Source organism: Actinopolyspora biskrensis, from assembly GCF_013408175.1.
Lineage (GTDB): Bacteria > Actinomycetota > Actinomycetes > Mycobacteriales > Pseudonocardiaceae > Actinopolyspora > Actinopolyspora biskrensis.
This window is the reverse complement of the sequence record NZ_JACBYW010000006.1, coordinates 33,502-49,992: the sequence shown is the minus strand read 5'-3', so window position 1 is coordinate 49,992 and position 16,491 is coordinate 33,502. Positions and strand designations below refer to the sequence as shown.

General features: G+C 70.2%; 18 protein-coding genes and 1 riboswitch. Of the genes, 10 read left to right on the top strand and 8 right to left on the bottom strand.

Annotation, left to right across the window (positions count from 1 at the left end; all coding sequences use genetic code 11):
* The first annotated feature begins 112 nt into the window (after positions 1–112).
* The 6 genes from FHR84_RS15910 (at position 113) to rdgB (ending at position 4,308) form a co-directional block, all read left to right on the top strand.
* Positions 113–754: a rhomboid family intramembrane serine protease gene (locus FHR84_RS15910; RefSeq protein ID WP_179536640.1), complete on the top strand. Its 642-nt coding sequence runs from the start codon at positions 113–115 to the stop codon at positions 752–754.
* Positions 751–1,575 carry a glutamate racemase gene (gene murI / locus FHR84_RS15905; RefSeq protein WP_179536328.1) on the top strand — a complete coding sequence of 275 codons (825 nt, stop codon included), beginning with the start codon at positions 751–753 and terminating at the stop codon, positions 1,573–1,575. Before FHR84_RS15910 ends, murI begins: the two co-directional genes overlap by 4 nt.
* Positions 1,572–2,342 carry an MBL fold metallo-hydrolase gene (locus tag FHR84_RS15900; protein ID WP_179536327.1) on the top strand — a complete coding sequence of 257 codons (771 nt, stop codon included), beginning with the start codon at positions 1,572–1,574 and terminating at the stop codon, positions 2,340–2,342. The genes murI and FHR84_RS15900 overlap by 4 nt, the downstream gene beginning before the upstream one ends.
* 121 nt (positions 2,343–2,463) lie before the next feature.
* On the top strand, positions 2,464–2,883 hold the full coding sequence (locus tag FHR84_RS15895) for an Imm1 family immunity protein (protein ID WP_179536326.1): 420 nt from the start codon (positions 2,464–2,466) through the stop codon (positions 2,881–2,883).
* Between the two features lie 67 nt (positions 2,884–2,950).
* On the top strand, positions 2,951–3,706 hold the full coding sequence (gene rph, locus FHR84_RS15890; protein ID WP_179536325.1) for a ribonuclease PH: 756 nt from the start codon (positions 2,951–2,953) through the stop codon (positions 3,704–3,706).
* On the top strand, positions 3,703–4,308 hold the full coding sequence (rdgB, locus tag FHR84_RS15885; protein ID WP_179536324.1) for an RdgB/HAM1 family non-canonical purine NTP pyrophosphatase: 606 nt from the start codon (positions 3,703–3,705) through the stop codon (positions 4,306–4,308). Before rph ends, rdgB begins: the two co-directional genes overlap by 4 nt.
* A 197-nt stretch (positions 4,309–4,505) precedes the next feature.
* Here rdgB and FHR84_RS15880 read toward each other — a convergent pair whose 3' ends face one another.
* Positions 4,506–5,459, bottom strand: coding sequence for a TIGR03621 family F420-dependent LLM class oxidoreductase (locus tag FHR84_RS15880; protein WP_179536323.1), 954 nt, complete (start codon positions 5,457–5,459; stop codon positions 4,506–4,508).
* Positions 5,460–5,864: 405 nt separating this feature from the next.
* Between FHR84_RS15880 and FHR84_RS15875 the strand changes: the two genes are divergently transcribed.
* The gene (locus FHR84_RS15875; RefSeq protein ID WP_179536322.1) at positions 5,865–6,623 is read left to right on the top strand and encodes a TSUP family transporter; all 759 of its coding nucleotides are present in this window, start codon (positions 5,865–5,867) and stop codon (positions 6,621–6,623) included.
* A gap of 155 nt (positions 6,624–6,778) precedes the next feature.
* On the opposite strand, the gene bcp is transcribed toward FHR84_RS15875, so the two are convergent.
* Positions 6,779–7,246, bottom strand: coding sequence for a thioredoxin-dependent thiol peroxidase (bcp, locus tag FHR84_RS15870; RefSeq protein WP_179536321.1), 468 nt, complete (start codon positions 7,244–7,246; stop codon positions 6,779–6,781).
* A gap of 28 nt (positions 7,247–7,274) precedes the next feature.
* The gene (locus FHR84_RS15865) at positions 7,275–7,445 is read right to left on the bottom strand and encodes a hypothetical protein (protein ID WP_179536278.1); all 171 of its coding nucleotides are present in this window, start codon (positions 7,443–7,445) and stop codon (positions 7,275–7,277) included.
* A 244-nt stretch (positions 7,446–7,689) separates the two neighbouring features.
* Between FHR84_RS15865 and FHR84_RS15860 the strand changes: the two genes are divergently transcribed.
* The 3 genes from FHR84_RS15860 to FHR84_RS15850 all read left to right on the top strand — a co-directional run bounded on the left by FHR84_RS15860 (position 7,690) and on the right by FHR84_RS15850 (position 10,599).
* The gene (locus FHR84_RS15860) at positions 7,690–9,423 is read left to right on the top strand and encodes a pyruvate dehydrogenase (RefSeq protein WP_179536320.1); all 1,734 of its coding nucleotides are present in this window, start codon (positions 7,690–7,692) and stop codon (positions 9,421–9,423) included.
* A 135-nt stretch (positions 9,424–9,558) separates the two neighbouring features.
* The gene (locus FHR84_RS15855) at positions 9,559–10,407 is read left to right on the top strand and encodes a helix-turn-helix domain-containing protein (protein ID WP_179536319.1); all 849 of its coding nucleotides are present in this window, start codon (positions 9,559–9,561) and stop codon (positions 10,405–10,407) included.
* Positions 10,408–10,599: a DUF397 domain-containing protein gene (locus FHR84_RS15850; protein WP_179536318.1), complete on the top strand. Its 192-nt coding sequence runs from the start codon at positions 10,408–10,410 to the stop codon at positions 10,597–10,599.
* Between the two features lie 64 nt (positions 10,600–10,663).
* Here the strand turns inward: FHR84_RS15850 and FHR84_RS15845 are convergent, their stop codons facing one another.
* From FHR84_RS15845 to FHR84_RS15825, 5 genes are all read right to left on the bottom strand, one after another.
* Positions 10,664–12,301 (bottom strand): PH domain-containing protein, encoded by a 1,638-nt coding sequence (locus FHR84_RS15845; RefSeq protein ID WP_179536317.1) that lies wholly within the window; start codon positions 12,299–12,301, stop codon positions 10,664–10,666.
* Positions 12,298–12,810 (bottom strand): PH domain-containing protein, encoded by a 513-nt coding sequence (locus FHR84_RS15840; RefSeq protein WP_179536316.1) that lies wholly within the window; start codon positions 12,808–12,810, stop codon positions 12,298–12,300. The genes FHR84_RS15845 and FHR84_RS15840 overlap by 4 nt, the downstream gene beginning before the upstream one ends.
* A 228-nt stretch (positions 12,811–13,038) precedes the next feature.
* Positions 13,039–14,058: an ABC transporter substrate-binding protein gene (locus FHR84_RS15835; protein ID WP_179536315.1), complete on the bottom strand. Its 1,020-nt coding sequence runs from the start codon at positions 14,056–14,058 to the stop codon at positions 13,039–13,041.
* An 8-nt stretch (positions 14,059–14,066) separates the two neighbouring features.
* Entirely contained in the window at positions 14,067–14,855 is a 789-nt protein-coding gene (locus tag FHR84_RS15830; protein ID WP_179536314.1) for an ABC transporter ATP-binding protein, read from the bottom strand.
* Positions 14,855–15,871 (bottom strand): FecCD family ABC transporter permease, encoded by a 1,017-nt coding sequence (locus FHR84_RS15825; RefSeq protein WP_343075314.1) that lies wholly within the window; start codon positions 15,869–15,871, stop codon positions 14,855–14,857. Before FHR84_RS15825 ends, FHR84_RS15830 begins: the two co-directional genes overlap by 1 nt.
* Before the next feature lie 371 nt (positions 15,872–16,242).
* A riboswitch (cobalamin riboswitch) is annotated at positions 16,243–16,353 on the bottom strand.
* Between the last annotated feature and the right edge of the window lie 138 nt (positions 16,354–16,491).

Sequence of the window (16,491 nt, the reverse complement as noted above, 5' to 3'; positions counted from 1 at the left end):
CTCGGGCGCTCCGCGGCACCCGCCCGCACGTGGTCGCGCCTGCCGCGATCAGCGTAGGCTCGGCGGTGTGAGTTCGGCCTCCACGGGATCTGGTTCACGGCGCAAACCCCGAGTGCTGCCACCGCGCCCCGGGCGGGCGGCCGCGGTGGCGCTGGCTTTCGTGGCACTGCTGTACGTGCTGGAACTGACCGACCAGCTTTTCTTCCAGATGGGACCGACCACTCCCGGCAGCGTGCACGGACTCGACGTCAACGGCATCCAACCACGTGAGGTGGAGGGCCTGGACGGCATCATCTGGGCTCCGCTGCTGCACTACGGCTGGGAGCACCTGATGGCCAACACCCTGCCGTTGCTGGTGCTCGGGTGGCTGTGCATGGCGGGAGGGATCCGCCGGTTCGTCGCCGTCACCGCCGTGGTCTGGCTGGTCGGGGGGTTGGGGACCTGGCTGGTCGCCGGGGAGTCGACCACCCATCTCGGCGCTTCGGGCATCGCCTTCGGCTGGCTGATGTTCCTGCTGGTGCGCGGTTTCTTCACCGGGAGCGTGGCGCAGATCCTGGTGGCCGTGGTGCTGGTCGTCTACTGGGGCGGAATGCTGTGGGGAGTCCTGCCCGGACAACAGGGGGTCTCGTGGCAGGCGCACCTGTTCGGAGCGGTGGGAGGTGTGCTCGCGGCCTGGCTGGTGACTCGGAGTGACCGGCCGCACAGGGCCGGGTCCGCGCGTTCCGGTGACCTCCCGGGCAGACTGGGGTCGTGACCCAAGCACCGATCGGGATCTTCGATTCCGGCGTGGGCGGCCTCACGGTGGCCCGCGCGATCATGGACCAGCTTCCCGGGGAGCGGCTGCGGTACGTGGGGGACACCGCCAACGGCCCCTACGGGCCACAGCCGATCGCACGGGTGCGCGAGCACGCCCTCTCGGTGGCGGACTCCCTCGTCGAAGAGGGCGTGAAGATGCTGGTCGTGGCCTGCAACACCGCTTCGGCCGCCTGCCTGCGGGACGCGCGGGAGCGTTACGACATCCCCGTGGTGGAGGTCGTGCTGCCGGCCGCACGCCGCGCGGCGGCCACCACCCGCAACGGCAGGGTGGGGGTGATCGGAACCAGCGCGACCGTTCGTTCCCGTGCCTACGAGGACGCTTTCGCCGCTGCTCCCGGCGTGTCCCTGCACACCGTGGCCTGCCCCAGGTTCGTGAACTTCGTCGAGCGCGGGACGACTTCCGGCAGGCAGATCCTCGGGCTGGTGCAGGCTTATCTGGATCCGCTGCAGCGGGCCGACATCGACACCCTGGTGCTCGGGTGCACCCACTATCCGCTGCTGACCGGTGTGCTGCAGATCGTCATGGGTGATCAGGTGACCCTGGTCTCCAGCGCCGAGGAGACGGCGAAGGACGTGGTGCGGGTGCTCACCGAACGCGAGCTGCTCGCGGAGCGGGATGCCTCCCACGAGCCGCCGAAGCACGAGTTCCGCGCCACGGGCTCGGCCGAGCCGTTCGCCAAGCTGGCCCGGCGTTTCCTCGGGCCTTCCGTCACATCCGATGTTGCGTTGCCGCCCGACGTGTCACGCTCGGTCGTGTGAAGCTGACGATCCTCGGTTGCTCCGGCAGCATCCCGGGCTCCGCCACGCCCGCCTCGGGGTACCTGGTGGAGTCGGGCGGCGTCCGGATCCTGCTCGATCTGGGCAACGGCACGTTGGGAACCCTGCAGCGCTTCGCCGATCCGTTCGCCCCGGACGCCCTGCTGCTCTCACACCTGCACCCCGACCACTGCGCGGACTTCGGTGCCCTGACGGTGCTGCGCCGGTACCACCCGGACCCGCCGCACTCCCCGGGTGAGCGCAGGCTGAGCGTGTTCGGCCCGGAGGAGGCGCCGGACCGGTTGGCCGCGCTGTACGCCCCGAGCGCCGCCGAGCGCGCCGCGACCGACCTCTCCGACGTGTTCGAGTTCCGCCCCGTGCCCGAGACCCCCGTGCGGATCGGCCCGTTCGAGATCACGGCTTTCCCCATGGAGCACATCTGCCCCAGCTGGGGTTTCCGGGTGGCCGCCGAGGGCAGGGTGCTGGCCTACACCGGCGACACCGGCCCCTGCGGCAGGCTCGCCGAGCTCGCCGCCGACGTCGACGTGCTGCTGTCCGAGGCCTCCTGGCAGGACTCCCCGGACCGCCCGGACGGGCTGCACCTATCGGGCAGGCAGGCCGCCGAGGTGGCCGAGGACGGTTCGGTGGGCAGGCTGCTGCTGACGCACCTGCAGCCCTGGGCCGACAGTGCCGCGATCCTCGCCGAGGCACGTGCGAGCACTTCGGCTCCGGTGGAGCTGGTCTCCGCGGCCGAGACCTACGAAGTCTGACGGCGGTTTTCCGGTTCGGTCGGCGTGGACTCCCGGTTCGCCGGTGGCGTTTCGCGGTGGTGCGCTTCGGGGGTGGGATACTGCCCCGGTCGGAGTTCCGCCGTCGAGATGGAGTGTTGGCATGACTGTCACCGCCGTTTGGCCGATCGACTCGCCGGACGCCCCGAACGGCGGCGACGGTGTGACGTTGACCGACCCGTCCGAGGTGAGCGGGCTGCTCAGCCGCCTGGCCGAGCCGGGGGCCGGGGTGGCCGCCGTTTGGCACGAGCACCGCGAACCGGCCGACGAGGAGACCGGGATGCTCGACCACGACGTGTGCGTGGCCGTGCGGGACGGCTACGGCTATCTGAGCTACATCGACGTCGAGCACGATCTCGCCGTGCTGCGGGGGGATCCCGAATCGCCCGCGCTGGTCGGGGAGGACGTCGAGTTCCCCGCGGGCAGCGGGGTGGACCTCGGTGTGCTGGCCGAGGCGCTGAGCGAGTTCCTGCGCACGGGGCAGCGTCCCGAGTCCGTCGACTGGAGCACCGTCGAGGAGTGAGCCGGGTGCGGCCGGAAAACTCCGGCGGTTTTCCGGCCGTCCACGGCGACGTTCTAGGGTGGTGCGCGTGGCAAGAGCTGATGGCAGGAGCGACGACGCGCTCAGGGACGTACGGATCACCCGTGGTTACCAGGACTGGCCCGCCGGGTCGGTGATGGTTGAATTCGGTCGCACGCGGGTGCTGTGTGCGGCCAGCGTGCAGGACGGGGTTCCGCGCTGGCGCTCCGGTTCCGGTCTGGGGTGGGTGACGGCCGAGTACGCGATGCTGCCCTCGGCGACGAACACGCGCGGGGTGCGCGAGGCGGTCAAGGGCAAGATCGGCGGGCGCACGCACGAGATCAGCAGGCTGGTGGGGCGTTCGCTGCGCAGCTGCATCGACATGAGCGCGCTGGGGGAGAACACGATCACGCTGGACTGCGACGTGATCCAGGCCGACGGTGGGACGCGCACCGCGGCGATCACCGGGGCGTACGTGGCGCTGGCCGACGCGGTCACCTGGCTGCGTGCCTCCAAGCGCCTTTCCGATCCCAAGCCGCTGTCCTGCGCCGTTTCCGCGGTCAGTGTCGGTGTGGTGGACGGCAGGGTCCGGTTGGACCTGCCGTACGAGGAGGACTCCCGCGCCGAGGTGGACATGAACGTGGTGGCCACCGACCACGGGACCTTCGTGGAGGTGCAGGGCACCGGGGAGGGTGCGACCTTCCCGCGTTCCACCCTGGACGAGATGCTGGACAAGGCGCTGGCCGGTTCGGCCCGGCTGTGCGAGCTGCAGGCCGAGGCGCTGGCCGAGCCCTATCCGGGCAAGCTTCCGGGGAGCAAGGCATGAGCAGGCTGTTGCTGGCCACCCGCAACTCGAAGAAGCTGGTCGAGCTGCGCCGCATCCTCGCCGACGCCGGGGTGGCGGGTGTCGAGGTGGTCGGGCTGGACGACGTGCCCGAGTTCCCGGAGGCCCCCGAGACGGGGGCGACGTTCGAGGAGAACGCGCTGGCCAAGGCCGCCGATGCGGCTCGGGCCAGTGGGCTTCCGGCCGTGGCCGACGACTCGGGGTTGAGCGTGGACGCGCTCAACGGGATGCCCGGGGTGCTGTCGGCGCGCTGGGCGGGCGGGCACGGCGACGACCAGGCGAATCTGGAGCTGGTGCTGGCCCAGCTGGGCGACGTGCCCGACGAGCGGCGCGGGGCGGCCTTCGTGGCCGCCGCCGCGTTGATCACCCCGGACGGTTCGGAGACGGTGGTTCGCGGCAGCTGGCCGGGTCGCATCGTGCGTGAGCCGCGCGGGACCAACGGTTTCGGTTACGATCCGATCTTCGTGCCCGAGGGGGAGAGCCGCACCTCGGCGGAGCTGTCCTCGGCGGAGAAGGACGCGGACTCGCACCGGGGCCGAGCGCTGCGCGAGCTGCTGCCGCACCTGCGGGCGCTGGCGGAGTGAGCTGAGGCGTTCCCCCGGGGCCTGTTCCCGTGGGTTTCCCGATTTTGCCTATAACTGGGACTTATCCACAGGGGACCTCCAGTTATAGGCAAAATCGGAGCTCCGGAGCTCCGGGAAACGCTTCGAACGCCGACCGGCCGCCTGCGCCGTCCGGAGAGGCACGCGGCCGCCCGAACCCTGTGTCTCGGGCGGAAGACCTAACCCTCGATCTCGCGGACCCGCTCGACGACGGTAGCGAGGGTGTCCAGGTAGGGGCCGTGGACGGTGTAGTAGGTGAAGCCGTAGCGCTCCCGGTTGCGCAGCACCTGCTCGGCCATCTGCTCGGTGGTGCCGATGAGCACGAACGGGCTCCGCAGCAGCAGTTCCGGCGGTGTCGACTCCGGCCCGTACCGCCGAGTCAGCTGCTCGGCGGTGGCGCGTCGGTCCTCGGTGTGCACCACCAGCTGGACGAGCGCGTGCCACTCGATCCGGTCGGCTCGACGACCGGCGCGTTCGGCGGCGTAGCGCACCCGTTCCTCGACTTCCTCGGGCGTACCGAGCCGCATCGTGCCCGGCGGCTGCCCCTCGGCCTGGAAGATCCCGGGAACGCTGACGACATCGGCGCTCCGCCCGGCGATCTCCAGTACGCGGTCGCTGGTGCCGCCCACGATCAACGGTGGGCCGACCCCGCCGAAACCGTGGCGCTGCACGGGCCGCAGCGCGGGCAGGTCGCGGCTCGCCCGGAGTTCCTCCTGCTGCGGGTAGCCGTCCTGGGCGAACAACCGACCGAGCTGCTCGACGGTCTCGGCGAGCCGATCCGCGCGAGCTCCGAAAGGCTGCCAGGGGATGCCCGCCTCGTCGAACTCCCACTTCATGTGACCGGCTCCCAGGCCCAGTTCCAGACGCCCCCCGGTGAGGACGTCGGTCGTGGCGACCTCGCGGGCCAGCAGCGCGGGGTTCCAGAACGGCACGTTGAGCACCAGCGTGCCGACCCGCAGCCGCCTGGTGGCTTCCGCCGCGGCGACCAGCACCGGGAACGGTGCGGGAATCCCCAGGTGGTCGGCGGCGAAGACCGTGTCGTACCCGTATCGCTCGGCGCGTCGGCAGGTCTCGACGAAGTCCTCCCGGGTGGCGAATCCGTCGACGTTGTACGAGAAGCGCAGTCCTGTCATGCGGCCGAAACTTCCACGGGGAGTCTCCCCGGGACAGCGAATTCGCCGACAGCGCAACGCCGGGGAACCCGGTGCCGGCTCACCTGGTGGAGGTGCCCGGCGAGCGGAGTGGGACTGCTTTCGGAGCCGCTGCCGCACCTGCGGGCGCTGGTGGAGCGAGCTGAGGCGTTCCCCTTCGCGTCCACTCCCGTGGGGTTCCCGATTTTGCCTATAACTGGGAATCCCCCTGTGGAAAAGTTCCAGTTATAGGCAAAATCGGAGCTCCGGAGCTCCGGGAAACGCTTCGAACGCCGGGACGGACATCGCCCCGAGCCGTCCGCCGCGAAGCACGTGCCGCCGTCGGGCGACTGTGAAAAGTCCCTCCCCGAGGTGGGAAGCCCCCGGACGGGTAGCTAGGTTTCCGCCGTGCTTGGTGATTGGCTGGAACCGGTACTGCTCGCCGTGGCCGGACTCGTGTCCGGCTGCATCAACGCCGTCGCGGGCGGTGGCTCGTTGCTGGTGTTTCCCGCGCTGCTCGGCACGGGACTGCCGCCGCTGGCCGCCAACGTGACGAACTCGGTGGCCCAGGCCCCCGGTTTCGTCGGCGCTGCGCTCAGCCAGCGCCGGGACCTCGTCTCCAACGGACGCCGGCTCCTGTCGATCTCGATCGCGGCCGTGCTCGGCTCCGGCGGCGGATGCGCCCTGCTGCTCACCCTCCCCGGCGAGGTGTTCGACGCGGTGGTTCCCGCTCTCGTGGGGCTCTCGGCCGTGCTGATGGCCTTCCAGAACCGCATCCGGAAGTGGCTCGGCAACCCGGACCAGCACGGCCCGGACAAAACGGTGCTGCTCACCGCGGGAATCTTCCTGGCCTCGATCTACGGAGGATACTTCGGCGGGGCGCGCAGCGTCATCTTCGTGGTGATCCTGGTGCTGACGGCCAATGCGACGCTGCGCACGCTCAACGCCGCGAAGAACTGGCTGAGCCTGCTCGGCAGCGCGGTCACCGTCGTGGTCTACGCGCTGCTCGCGCCGGTGGACTGGGTCGCGGTGGCGGCGCTGGTGCCCACCACGCTGCTCGGGGGCGTGATCGGGGGCAAGGTGGCGCAACGGCTGCCCGCCGCGGGGCTGCGCTGGACCGTCGTGGTGATCGCCGCCGCGGTCGCGATCTACATGGCCGTGGACTGATCGAGGTTTTCCGTTCGGGTCGTCGTAGACGACCGCTCGGCGGGAACACCCGCGGGAGCTCGCCGCGGTTCCACACCGGGAGCGGACGGAGTCGAGCGGGGTAGCGTCGGGCCCGCGCCGGGAACGGGCCCCGCCGGAACCGGAGCGAACTCCGGTCAGACTCCGATCTCGCGGCGCAGCCGGTCGACGTGACCGGTCGCCTTGACGTTGTACATCGCCTGCTGGATCTTGCCGTCCGCGTCCACCACGAACGTGGAACGGATCACGCCCTGCACGATCTTGCCGTAGTTGTTCTTCTCACCGTAGGCGCCCCACTCGCTCATGACCGCGTGGTCGGGGTCGGAGAGCAGCGGGAAGGTGAGTCCCTCGGATTCGCGGAACTCGGCGAGCTTGCCGGGCTTGTCCGGCGAGATGCCGAGCACCGCGAATCCGGCCCCTTCCAGGTCGGCGAGGCTGTCCCTGAAGTCACAGGCCTCCTTGGTGCATCCGGGAGTGCCCGCGGCCGGGTAGAAGTACACGACCACGGGGCTTCCCCGGTAGCCCGACAGCGTCACGGAACCGCCGTCGGCATCGGACAGTGTGAAATCGGGGGCGACATCGCCTGGGGACAGTTGTTCGGTCATGCCTCGACGCTAGCCGATGACGCTTCGCTCACGGACGCGATCCCTCGGTGTCGGAGATCACCACCGCTCCGGATTCCGCTGTGGAGCCGGCACGTTCCGCGTCGAAATCGGTCGTGGCGATCATCATCCCGAACAGGAGCCCGGCCACGGCCGAGATCGTCACCGCTACAGCGGACAGAGTGTAAACGCGGACGCTCACCGCCATACCCCTCACAAGATCGTTTTTGTCGTGGTCGACGACTAGATCGCGAAGCAGGACTGAATCGTTACGCTACGTCCCTCGGCAGTGGGAGGTTCTCGCTCGGTTCCTCCGCGATCGCTTTCTCGAGTTGCGGGTACGGATCACTGCGGAGACGGTCACGAGCGGAGGCCGCACCCGGCGGGCTCCACCCGGGAGGCGCGTTCCCGCCGCCCAGCAGTGGACACTCTTCGTTGGAGCAGCGATGCCGACAGTGGCCGACCAGTTCATCGAGGTGCTCGTCGAAGCGGGCGTGGAGCGGATCTACGGCATCGTGGGTGACAGTCTCAACCCGATAGTCGACGCCGTCCGGCGCACTCCGGGCATCGAGTGGGTCTACGTGCGGCACGAGGAGGCGGGGGCCTTCGCCGCCGCGGCCGAGGCCCAGCTCACCGGGCGGCTGGCCGTGTGCGCGGGGAGCTCGGGGCCGGGCAATCTGCACCTGATAAACGGCCTGTTCGACGCGCACCGCAGCGGTGCCCCGGTGCTCGCGCTGGCCTCCCAGATCCCCTCGGAGCAGATCGGCACCGCCTTCTTCCAGGAAACGCATCCGGAGCGGATGTTCAACGAGTGCAGCCACCTCTGCGAAGTGCTCTCGCACCCGGAGCAGATGCCGCGGCTGCTGCGCAGCGCACTGCAGACGGCGGTGGGGCGGCGCGGGGTGTCGGTACTGGTGATGCCGGGGGACATCGCGGAGCGCACGACGGTCAATCCCACCGGACGGGGGAACGTGCACAGCGACCCTCCGACCGTGGTGCCCCCCGAGTCCCAGGTGCGCGCGCTGGCCGAATCCCTCAACTCCGCGGAGCGGATCATGCTGTTCTGCGGCGCCGGAACGCGGCAGGCGCACGACGAGGTGATGCGGCTGGCGGACACCCTCAAGTCCCCCGTCGGCCACGCGCTGCGCGGCAAGGAGTGGATCCAGTACGACAACCCCTTCGACGTCGGGATGAGCGGGCTGCTCGGCTACGGCGCCTGCCACGAGGCGATGCACAAGGCCGACCTGGTCGTGCTGCTCGGCACGGACTTCCCCTACGACAACTTCCTGCCCCAGGCCAACACGGTTCAGGTCGACATCGAACCGTCCCACCTGGGGCGGCGTACCGCGCTGGATTTCGCGGTGCAGGGCGACGTGGCCGAGACGATCCGGGCCGTGCTGCCGCACCTGACGACCAAGACGGATCGGGACTTCCTGGACAGGATGCTGCGCGAACACGCCGACACCCTGGAACGGGTGGTGGAGGCCTACACCCGCGACGTGGACAAGCAGGTCCCCATCCACCCGGAGTACGTCGCCGACGTCCTCGACGACGTGGCGGCCGAGGACGCGGTGTTCACCGTGGACACGGGGATGTGCAACGTCTGGTCCGCGCGTTACGTCACCCCGAACGGAAGCAGGAGGATGATCGGGTCGTTCATCCACGGCTCGATGGCCAACGCCCTTCCGCACGGGATCGGGGCGCAGTTCGCCGACCGGGACCGCCAGGTGGTGGCGATGGCCGGTGACGGTGGCCTCTCCATGCTGCTGGGTGAGCTGCTGACGCTGCGCACGCAGAACCTGCCGGTCAAGGTGGTGCTGTTCAACAACGCCTCGCTGGGCATGGTCAAGATGGAGATGCTCGTGGACGGCAAGCCCGATCACGGGACCGACCACGAACCCGTGGACTTCGCCGCGCTGGCCGGGGCCATGGGGCTGTACTCGGTGCGCGTTCAGCGGCCGGAGGAGGTGCGGGTGGGGCTGCACGACGCGCTCTCCCACCCCGGGCCCGCGGTGGTCGACGTGGTGACCGACCCCAACGCGTTGTCCCTGCCTCCGCAGATAACCGGTGCTCAGGTCAAGGGGTTCGCGCTGGCCGTGAGCCGGACGGTGCTGAGCGGCGGTGTGGGCAAGATGGTCCGGTTGGCACGCAGCAATCTGCGCAACATCCCGGGACGCTGATCCGTTCCCGCCGGAGCGCTCGCGAATCCTCCGTACGGTGTGGACGAGCAGTTCGGCGGCGTCCGCGCCGATGTCGCTGTCCGCTGGGTAACAATCCGGTTACGTTGTGCTTTCCTGGTGAGCAGACTGGGGAACATGACAGTGAGTCCGACAGTCCGGCGACGCAGACTCGCGGCTGAGCTACGGAGATTGCGTGCCGCCCGCGACGTCACCCAGCAGCAGGCCGCGCAGCACCTCGACTGCACCCAGGCCAAGATCGGCCGGTTCGAGACGGCGAAGCGCTCGCCGACGGTCGGCGACGTCGCGGCGCTGCTGGAGTTCTACGGCGTGGACGGAGCCACCAAGCACCGGATTCTCGAACTCGCCAGGGACGCCAGGAGACGCGCTTGGTGGCATTCCTACGGCGATGTCCTTCCCGAATGGTACGCGACCTATGTCGGGTTGGAATCCGAGGCTTCTTCGGTTCACACTTTCGAACTCGAAGCGGTTCCGGGGTTGTTGCAGACGGAGGAGTACGCCTACGCGATCACGAGGGAAACCCTGATCGCGGCTTCCGAGCCGGATATCAGCCGCAGGGTGGAACTGCGGATACGGCGCCAGAACAGGGTCACCGGCCGGGACCCGCTCGAATTGTGGGCGGTGATCGGCGAGGCCGCGTTGCACAGAAGGGTGGGTGGGACGGAAGTGCTGCGGGATCAGCTGCGCCACCTGCTGGAACTGGCGCGGCGACCGCACATCACGCTGCAGGTCATGCCGCTGGAGTCCCGTGCGCACCCGGCGCAGGTGGGCCCGTTCGTGATTCTGCGTTACGCGGACGAGATCGATCCCGACATCGTCTATCTGGAGACGCACGCCGGAGGTTTGTACCTCGAAGGGGAGAACGAGCTGTCGAACTACGACGCCATGATGGATCATTTACGCGCGTACGCCCACGAACCGCGGGAATCGTTGGACGTCATAAGCACACGAATAGGAGAACTCTAGATGTCCGAATTCTTTTCATGGCGCCGGAGCACTCGTACTCAGGGGCAGGGGCAGTGCGTCGAGGTGGGTTTCGCGGAAAACGCGGTCGGGGTCCGGGACAGCAAGAACCGTCCCGCCGGTCATCTGGCCGTGGAACTCGCGCAGTGGCGGGCTTTCCTGAAAAGGATCAAAGGGGAGTGCGGGCAGCGCTGAAGCGGGTCCACCCGGTGGGGCGGGGAGGTGCCCGTCCCACCGGGCAAGCGGATGCGCGGGTGTCTCAACGCTCGGCGGAATCGCCGCCCTCGGCGGGCGGTTCCCGCTCTGCTCCGTCGTCGGCGGAACCACCGCGCAGGAACGGGGTCAACAGACCGGGGACCGCCTCGTCCGCGAAAGCCAATCCGGAGGAGGGATCGACGTCGTGGACCGAGTAGTGGCCGTCCCCCGCTGCGGTGGTGGCGCTCATGGTCACCAGACCGGCCAGCCGCTGGAGCGGGGACTGCTTGACGCGCCACCCGATGATCGCGTTGCGCTGGAGCAGCACCGTCCTGCGCACGCCCGTTCCGTGGCGGGTGACGAGCAGGTCGTCGTGGAGGTCGTGCCCCAGGTTGCGGTAGGCGTCGAGTGCGAACAACGCGGCCGGGACCGCGAGGAGCACCGCCACGAGCGAACTCCACCACGGGAGCGGGCCGAGCAGCTGCGCTGCGACCGACGCGCCGACCGGTACGAGAACGACGAGCATCGCGCGCGTCATCCTCCTGCGCAGCGCCGCGCGCGGATGCCGCCGCAGGTTCCCCGGCCCACCGGAGCCGTCGGCGCGTTCCAGGACCCCGGCGCCGACCCGTTCCGCGACGCGGCGCGGAGCGGGCGGCAGCAGCGCCTTGTTGTCGGACCGACCGGAGCTGCCGCTTCCCAGCCCGGTGGCCACGGCGGTGAGCCTGCCGCCCCCGGCGAGCCGGAGCAGCAGCGGTTCGGCCAGCTCGATCCCGCGGAGCCTGCGTTTCTCGAGGGACACGGCCCGCGTGGTCAACAGCCCACGCCGGACGTGCAGCGTGTTCCCGCTCTCCGCCGAGAGGCGGTACCCCCACCACATCTCCAGTGAGATCGCCAGGGCACCGAGCCAGCCACCGGCCAGCAGCACCAGCAGGATCACCAGCACCCCGATCCAGAGCGACGGCCCGGCCAGCACCGAGTCCGGGCTTCCGGGCAACCGGTCGACCAGCCAGGAGGTGATCCCGAGCGCCCGAAGCAGATCGCCCAGGGTGTTCAGCGCCGATCCGAGTGCTGCCCAGGTGACCAGAAGCAGCGATGCGGTCAGCGTGCTGTACAGGTACCAGCTCGGGCGCATCCGCGCCAGGTCGGTGCCCTCCGCGGCCCCGCCGGGTCCCCGCTCGGAGGGCGCCTCGCCCGCGGGAGCGCTCCGCTGTCGAAGAAGCTGCTCGCGCAGGCGTTCGGCGCGGGCGGTGGGCAGGGCGTCCAGCCTGAGCTCGGAGTCCCTCGTGGACTTCCGTCCGGTGCCGATCCGGACCACCGCGATGCCGAGCAGCCGGTGGGCCACCGGAGCGGTCAGGTCGACGCTCCGGATGCGCTCGCGCGGGATCGAGTGGAAGCTGCGGGAGAAGTTGCCCTGGCGCAGCTCGAAACGCTCGGCGGTGACCCGGAAGCGGGTGAAGAACCACCGCCACCAGGCCGACCCGATCCCGAAGACCACCAGGGCCAGCGCGAGGCCCGCCGTCGGACGCGCGACCGAGCCGTCCGCGGGGAACAGCACCAGCCCCGCCACGGGCAGCATCGGTACGACGAGCAGGCCCATCGAGGCGAGCACGCTCCTGATGTCCAGGCGCTGCCACTCGGTGAAGGGGTCTTCCGGCTGCTGCCCGTCGTGCTCGGCGGCGGGCTCCGCGTGGGGATCGTTCAAGTGGCGTCTCCCGGAACGGCCTGGGTGGTCATCGTGAGTCGTTCCGCGAGGTCGGAGGCCACCTCGTGGTCGAGCCCGTCGATGCTGAGCGGTCCGGCCGCCGAGGCGGTGGTCACGGTCACGGTGGACAGGCCGAACACGCGTTGCAGCGGCCCCCGGGCCGTGTCCACGGTCTGGATGCGGGACATCGGGGCCACGCGCCATTCCCTGCTGATCCAACCGCTGGCGGTGTAGACGGCGGAATCGGTGGTCTCCCAGCGGTGCACCCGGTAGCGCCACCAGGGCATGACCACCGCGTAGCCGGCTCCGAGCACCCCGACGGGAAGCAGCGTCAGCAGCAGGACGCCTCGCGCGGAGGTGAACCACCACGCGGCCAGCACCAGCGCGACCAGCAGCACGACGACCGCCACGGCCGCTCGGCAGCCCCACCAGAGAACGGCGCGTCGATCGACACGGTGATGCGGCGGTCGCAGTCGCACCCCGCCGGGCGTTTCGCCGGTGTCGATCATGGTCACCTCCGAGTCCGCGGCCCCCGCGCCACATTTTGGCAGTCCGGGGTGAGCGGAGACGGCCGTACCGGTCCGGACGGTGCCTGCTCCTCGTCGGGGGCTTCTGCTCGGGTTGTTGGTGGGCTCGGGCTTCTTCGGCGTGACAGCGCCGGAATCATCACCCGAGCAGCTCGCACCGCCGCGAGAGGTTCCGCCGAGTGAACCCCACGCCGGCCGCAGCGGAGAAAATTATTCATCAGCGGGAACGTCTTCCAGGAAACGGGCCAGCTCCCGCACCGCCGAGGCGTTGCGAGGCCCTTCGACCAGGGAAGCGTAGGGCAGGGTGAAGAACCTCCCCTCCCGGACGGCGTCGAGCTCGGAAACGGCGGAGTGCTCGCGCAGGAACTCGATCTTCTCCGCGGCGCTCCTGCCGCCGTAGTCGTTGATCAGCACGGCGTCCGGATCGGCGCGCAGCACGGTCTCCCAGCTGACCGTGGTCCAGCTGTCGTCGAGACCGTGGAAGACGTTCTCCCCGCCCGCCTTGCGGATGATCTGATCGGCCGCCCCGCCGTTTCCCGAGGTGACCGGTTCGCTCCGACCCGAGTCGTAGAGGAAGACGCTGGGGCTGTCCCGCCCCGCGTTCCTCTCGCGCGCCTGCGCGATGGTGCTCTCGTACTCGGAGACGAGCCGTTCGGCGCGCTCCCGCACCCCGAACAACTCGCCGAGATTGCGGATGTCGGTGTACAGCGCCCGCAACGGGGGCATGATGCCGCGCCGGTCCTCCACACCGCTCCGGCAGGACTCGCTGAGCACGTAGGAGTCGATCCCCGCCTCCTCCAGGCGTTCGGGGGTGAAGCGCTGCGTCTCGCCGAACCCGTAGTTCCAGCCCGCGAACACCATGTCCGCCCCGGCGGCCCGGACTCCCTCCATGCCGATCTCCTCGCCGAGGTGCGGTGTCCGTTCGAACTTCGCGGACCACGGCGAGCTCCGCACCCCGTTGCGCTGCCCGTCGGACAGGAAGTAACCGGCCATCCTGTCCTCGAGCCCGAGCGCGAACATGATCTCGGTGATCCCGATGTCGTTGGTGACGACCTTCCTGGGCGGCCGGTCGAAAGTGCGCTGCCGCTCGCAGTTGTCCAACGTCACCGGAAACCGTTCCGGGGCGTCGCCGGAGGGGGCGGTGGCCACTCTGGCACCGCACCCCCCGAGCAGCAGGACACCGGACATCAGCAGGGAGATGCCTAAGAGGGTTTTTCGCTGGGTGCGCACGATCGGGCTCATCCTTTCGGCGGTTCGGTCACACCGGAGCCGGTGGCCGGGGCGAACAGCAGCTGCGGGGCGTCCGTCTCCGGGTGGCGGACGACGTGCGCGCGCACCCCGAAGACGTCGCCGACGACCTCGGGGGTCAGCACCTGCTCGGGAGGGCCACCCGCCACGACGCGCCCGTCGCTGAGCACGTAGACGTGGTCGCACCAGGCCGCGGCCAGGTTGAGGTCGTGCAGCGCGGTGAGCGTCGTCATGCCCAGCCGGCGCACCAGGGAGAGCACCTCCAGCTGGTGCCGGACGTCGAGGTGGTTCGTGGGTTCGTCCAGCACGAGCAGCTCCGGCCGCTGCACGAGTGCCCGCGCGATGAGCACCCGCTGCTTCTCACCACCCGACAGCGACAGCACGCTTCGTTCCGCCAGGTGCGAGCAGCCCACGGCGCGCAGCGCCTCCACGTGGGTGTGGTTCCTCGCCTCCCGCCCCGTCCCGCGGTGCGGGGTGCGTCCCATCTCGACGACCTCGGTGACGGTGAAGTCGAACTCGGACTGGGACTCCTGGGTCAGCGCGGCTATCCTGCGGGCGCTCTCCCGCAGGGACATCGCGGAGATGTCCGAGCCTCCGAGCCGGATGTCGCCCCGGTCGGGGCTCAGGGTCCGGTAGACGCAGCGCAGCGTGGTCGACTTGCCGCTCCCGTTCGGACCGACCAGCCCCACGAGCGCGCCCGAACCGACGTGCACGTCCACGTCCCGCACGAGCCGCACGCCCGCCGCGGACACGTCGACCCCTTCCATGCTCAGGTCCATCAGTGGCCTCCCAGCGTGTTTCCGCGGCGGTGCATCAGCAGCAGGAAGCACGGAACACCGATCGCCGCCGTGATCACACCGAGCGGGAGCTGTTCGGGAGCGGCGACGGTCCGCGCGAGCAGGTCCGTCCACACCAGGAACACCGCGCCCGCCAGCGGAGCCAGCAGCAGCACCCGGCGGTGGTCGGCCCCGACGAGCAGCCGCGCCAGGTGCGGCAGCATCAGCCCGACGAAGCCGACCGCGCCGCTGACGGCGACGAGCACACCGGTCACCGCGGCGGCGACCACGAACAGCTCGCGGCGGAAGCGCGCGGGGTTCACCCCCAGCGTCGTGGCGGTTTCGTCCCCCATGGCCAGGGCGTTGAGCTTGCGGGCCGACAGCAGCAGGTAGCAGAGTCCACAGGCGACCACCACCGTGGCCACCGGAAGCGAGCTCCAGGTGACCCCGCCCAGGCTGCCGAGCAGCCAGAACATGGTGGACTTGGCCGCGTTGCCGTTCGGCGCCTGGAAGATCAGCAGCGTGGTGACGGCGGAGAACCCGTAGGACATCGCCGTTCCGGTCAGCACCAGTCGCAGCGGGGCCAGCCCGTTCGAGGTGCGGGCGATCGCGTAGACGAGCGCGGTGGCGCACAGCGCACCGAGGAAAGCGGCCGTGGACAGGGCGTACAGCCCCAGCGCGCCGAGGATCCCGTACAGCGCGACGGCGCTGGCCCCGACCGAGGCACCGGAGGAGATCCCGAGCACGAACGGGTCGGCCAGCGCGTTGCGCACCATGGCCTGGGTGGCGACCCCCACGGCGCTCAGCCCGGCACCGACCACCGCGGCCAGCAGCACCCTGGGCAGCCTGACGTCCCACACTATGTAGTAGAGCCCGGCGTCCTCGGCGGGGACGACCCCTCCGCGCAGTGCTTCGTGGAGCAGCGCCACGGTTTTGCCGAAGGGGATGCCCGTGGGGCCCAGCGCGACTCCGCACACGACGGAGCCGAGCAACCCGATCCCGAGCAGCAGGCACAGCAGCGGAAGGCGGAGCCGGCCGGGACACTGTCCGCGCTGTTTCGCCCGCGCCGACCGGGGCGGGGCGTCGGCCGGTTCCCGCTCGGGGGAGCCGAGCGCCGTCGGGTGCTCCGCTCCGGACGGGGCGGACGTCAGGGGCGCGTTCTCCCGCGAACGCGGGTCGGCGTGGTCCAGGACGCCGGAACCGCTCGGACCGGAGGAGCCGCTCGAATCTGAGCCGTGTCGCACAACCCGGGTGCCTTTCTGCGCTGTCGACCACGCGAAGGCACCCGGCACGCCGGTATCCGCCCGGACCGGGCGTCGTGCTCGGGCTCCCTCCCCGCAGTCCTCGACGGTGGTGGAGCTTTCCGCGCCCTCCCCGGGTCCGCTTCCGGAAGGGCGCCGCGACGGCGCCGGGTTCTCGGGCTTGCTCACGCGAGCTCACCGTTGCGGGTCAGCGCCGGATTCGCACCGGACTTCCCCCGAGCGCCGTCGTTGGTGTTTTCCTGCTGCCGGATCTTCTGCCAAACACTGGCGATTGTCCATGCTTTGTGCGGGTGACCACAGCGCGCCGGGGCCGCCGGGGAGCAACCGGACGCAGCGGGGCGGATGGTCAGGGCCGCAGGGGCGGCCCCCCGCCCGTG

Excerpts from the sequence above, each read along its gene's own strand:
- FHR84_RS15895 (WP_179536326.1), top strand. The coding sequence starts at position 2,464 with ATGACTGTCACCGCCGTTTGGCCGATCGACTCGCCGGACGCCCCGAAC.
- rdgB (WP_179536324.1), top strand. The coding sequence starts at position 3,703 with ATGAGCAGGCTGTTGCTGGCCACCCGCAACTCGAAGAAGCTGGTCGAG.
- FHR84_RS15880 (WP_179536323.1), bottom strand. The coding sequence starts at position 5,459 with ATGACAGGACTGCGCTTCTCGTACAACGTCGACGGATTCGCCACCCGG.
- bcp (WP_179536321.1), bottom strand. The coding sequence starts at position 7,246 with ATGACCGAACAACTGTCCCCAGGCGATGTCGCCCCCGATTTCACACTG.
- FHR84_RS15860 (WP_179536320.1), top strand. The coding sequence starts at position 7,690 with ATGCCGACAGTGGCCGACCAGTTCATCGAGGTGCTCGTCGAAGCGGGC.
- FHR84_RS15855 (WP_179536319.1), top strand. The coding sequence starts at position 9,559 with ATGACAGTGAGTCCGACAGTCCGGCGACGCAGACTCGCGGCTGAGCTA.
- FHR84_RS15850 (WP_179536318.1), top strand. The coding sequence starts at position 10,408 with ATGTCCGAATTCTTTTCATGGCGCCGGAGCACTCGTACTCAGGGGCAG.
- FHR84_RS15840 (WP_179536316.1), bottom strand. The coding sequence starts at position 12,810 with ATGATCGACACCGGCGAAACGCCCGGCGGGGTGCGACTGCGACCGCCG.
- FHR84_RS15830 (WP_179536314.1), bottom strand. The coding sequence starts at position 14,855 with ATGGACCTGAGCATGGAAGGGGTCGACGTGTCCGCGGCGGGCGTGCGG.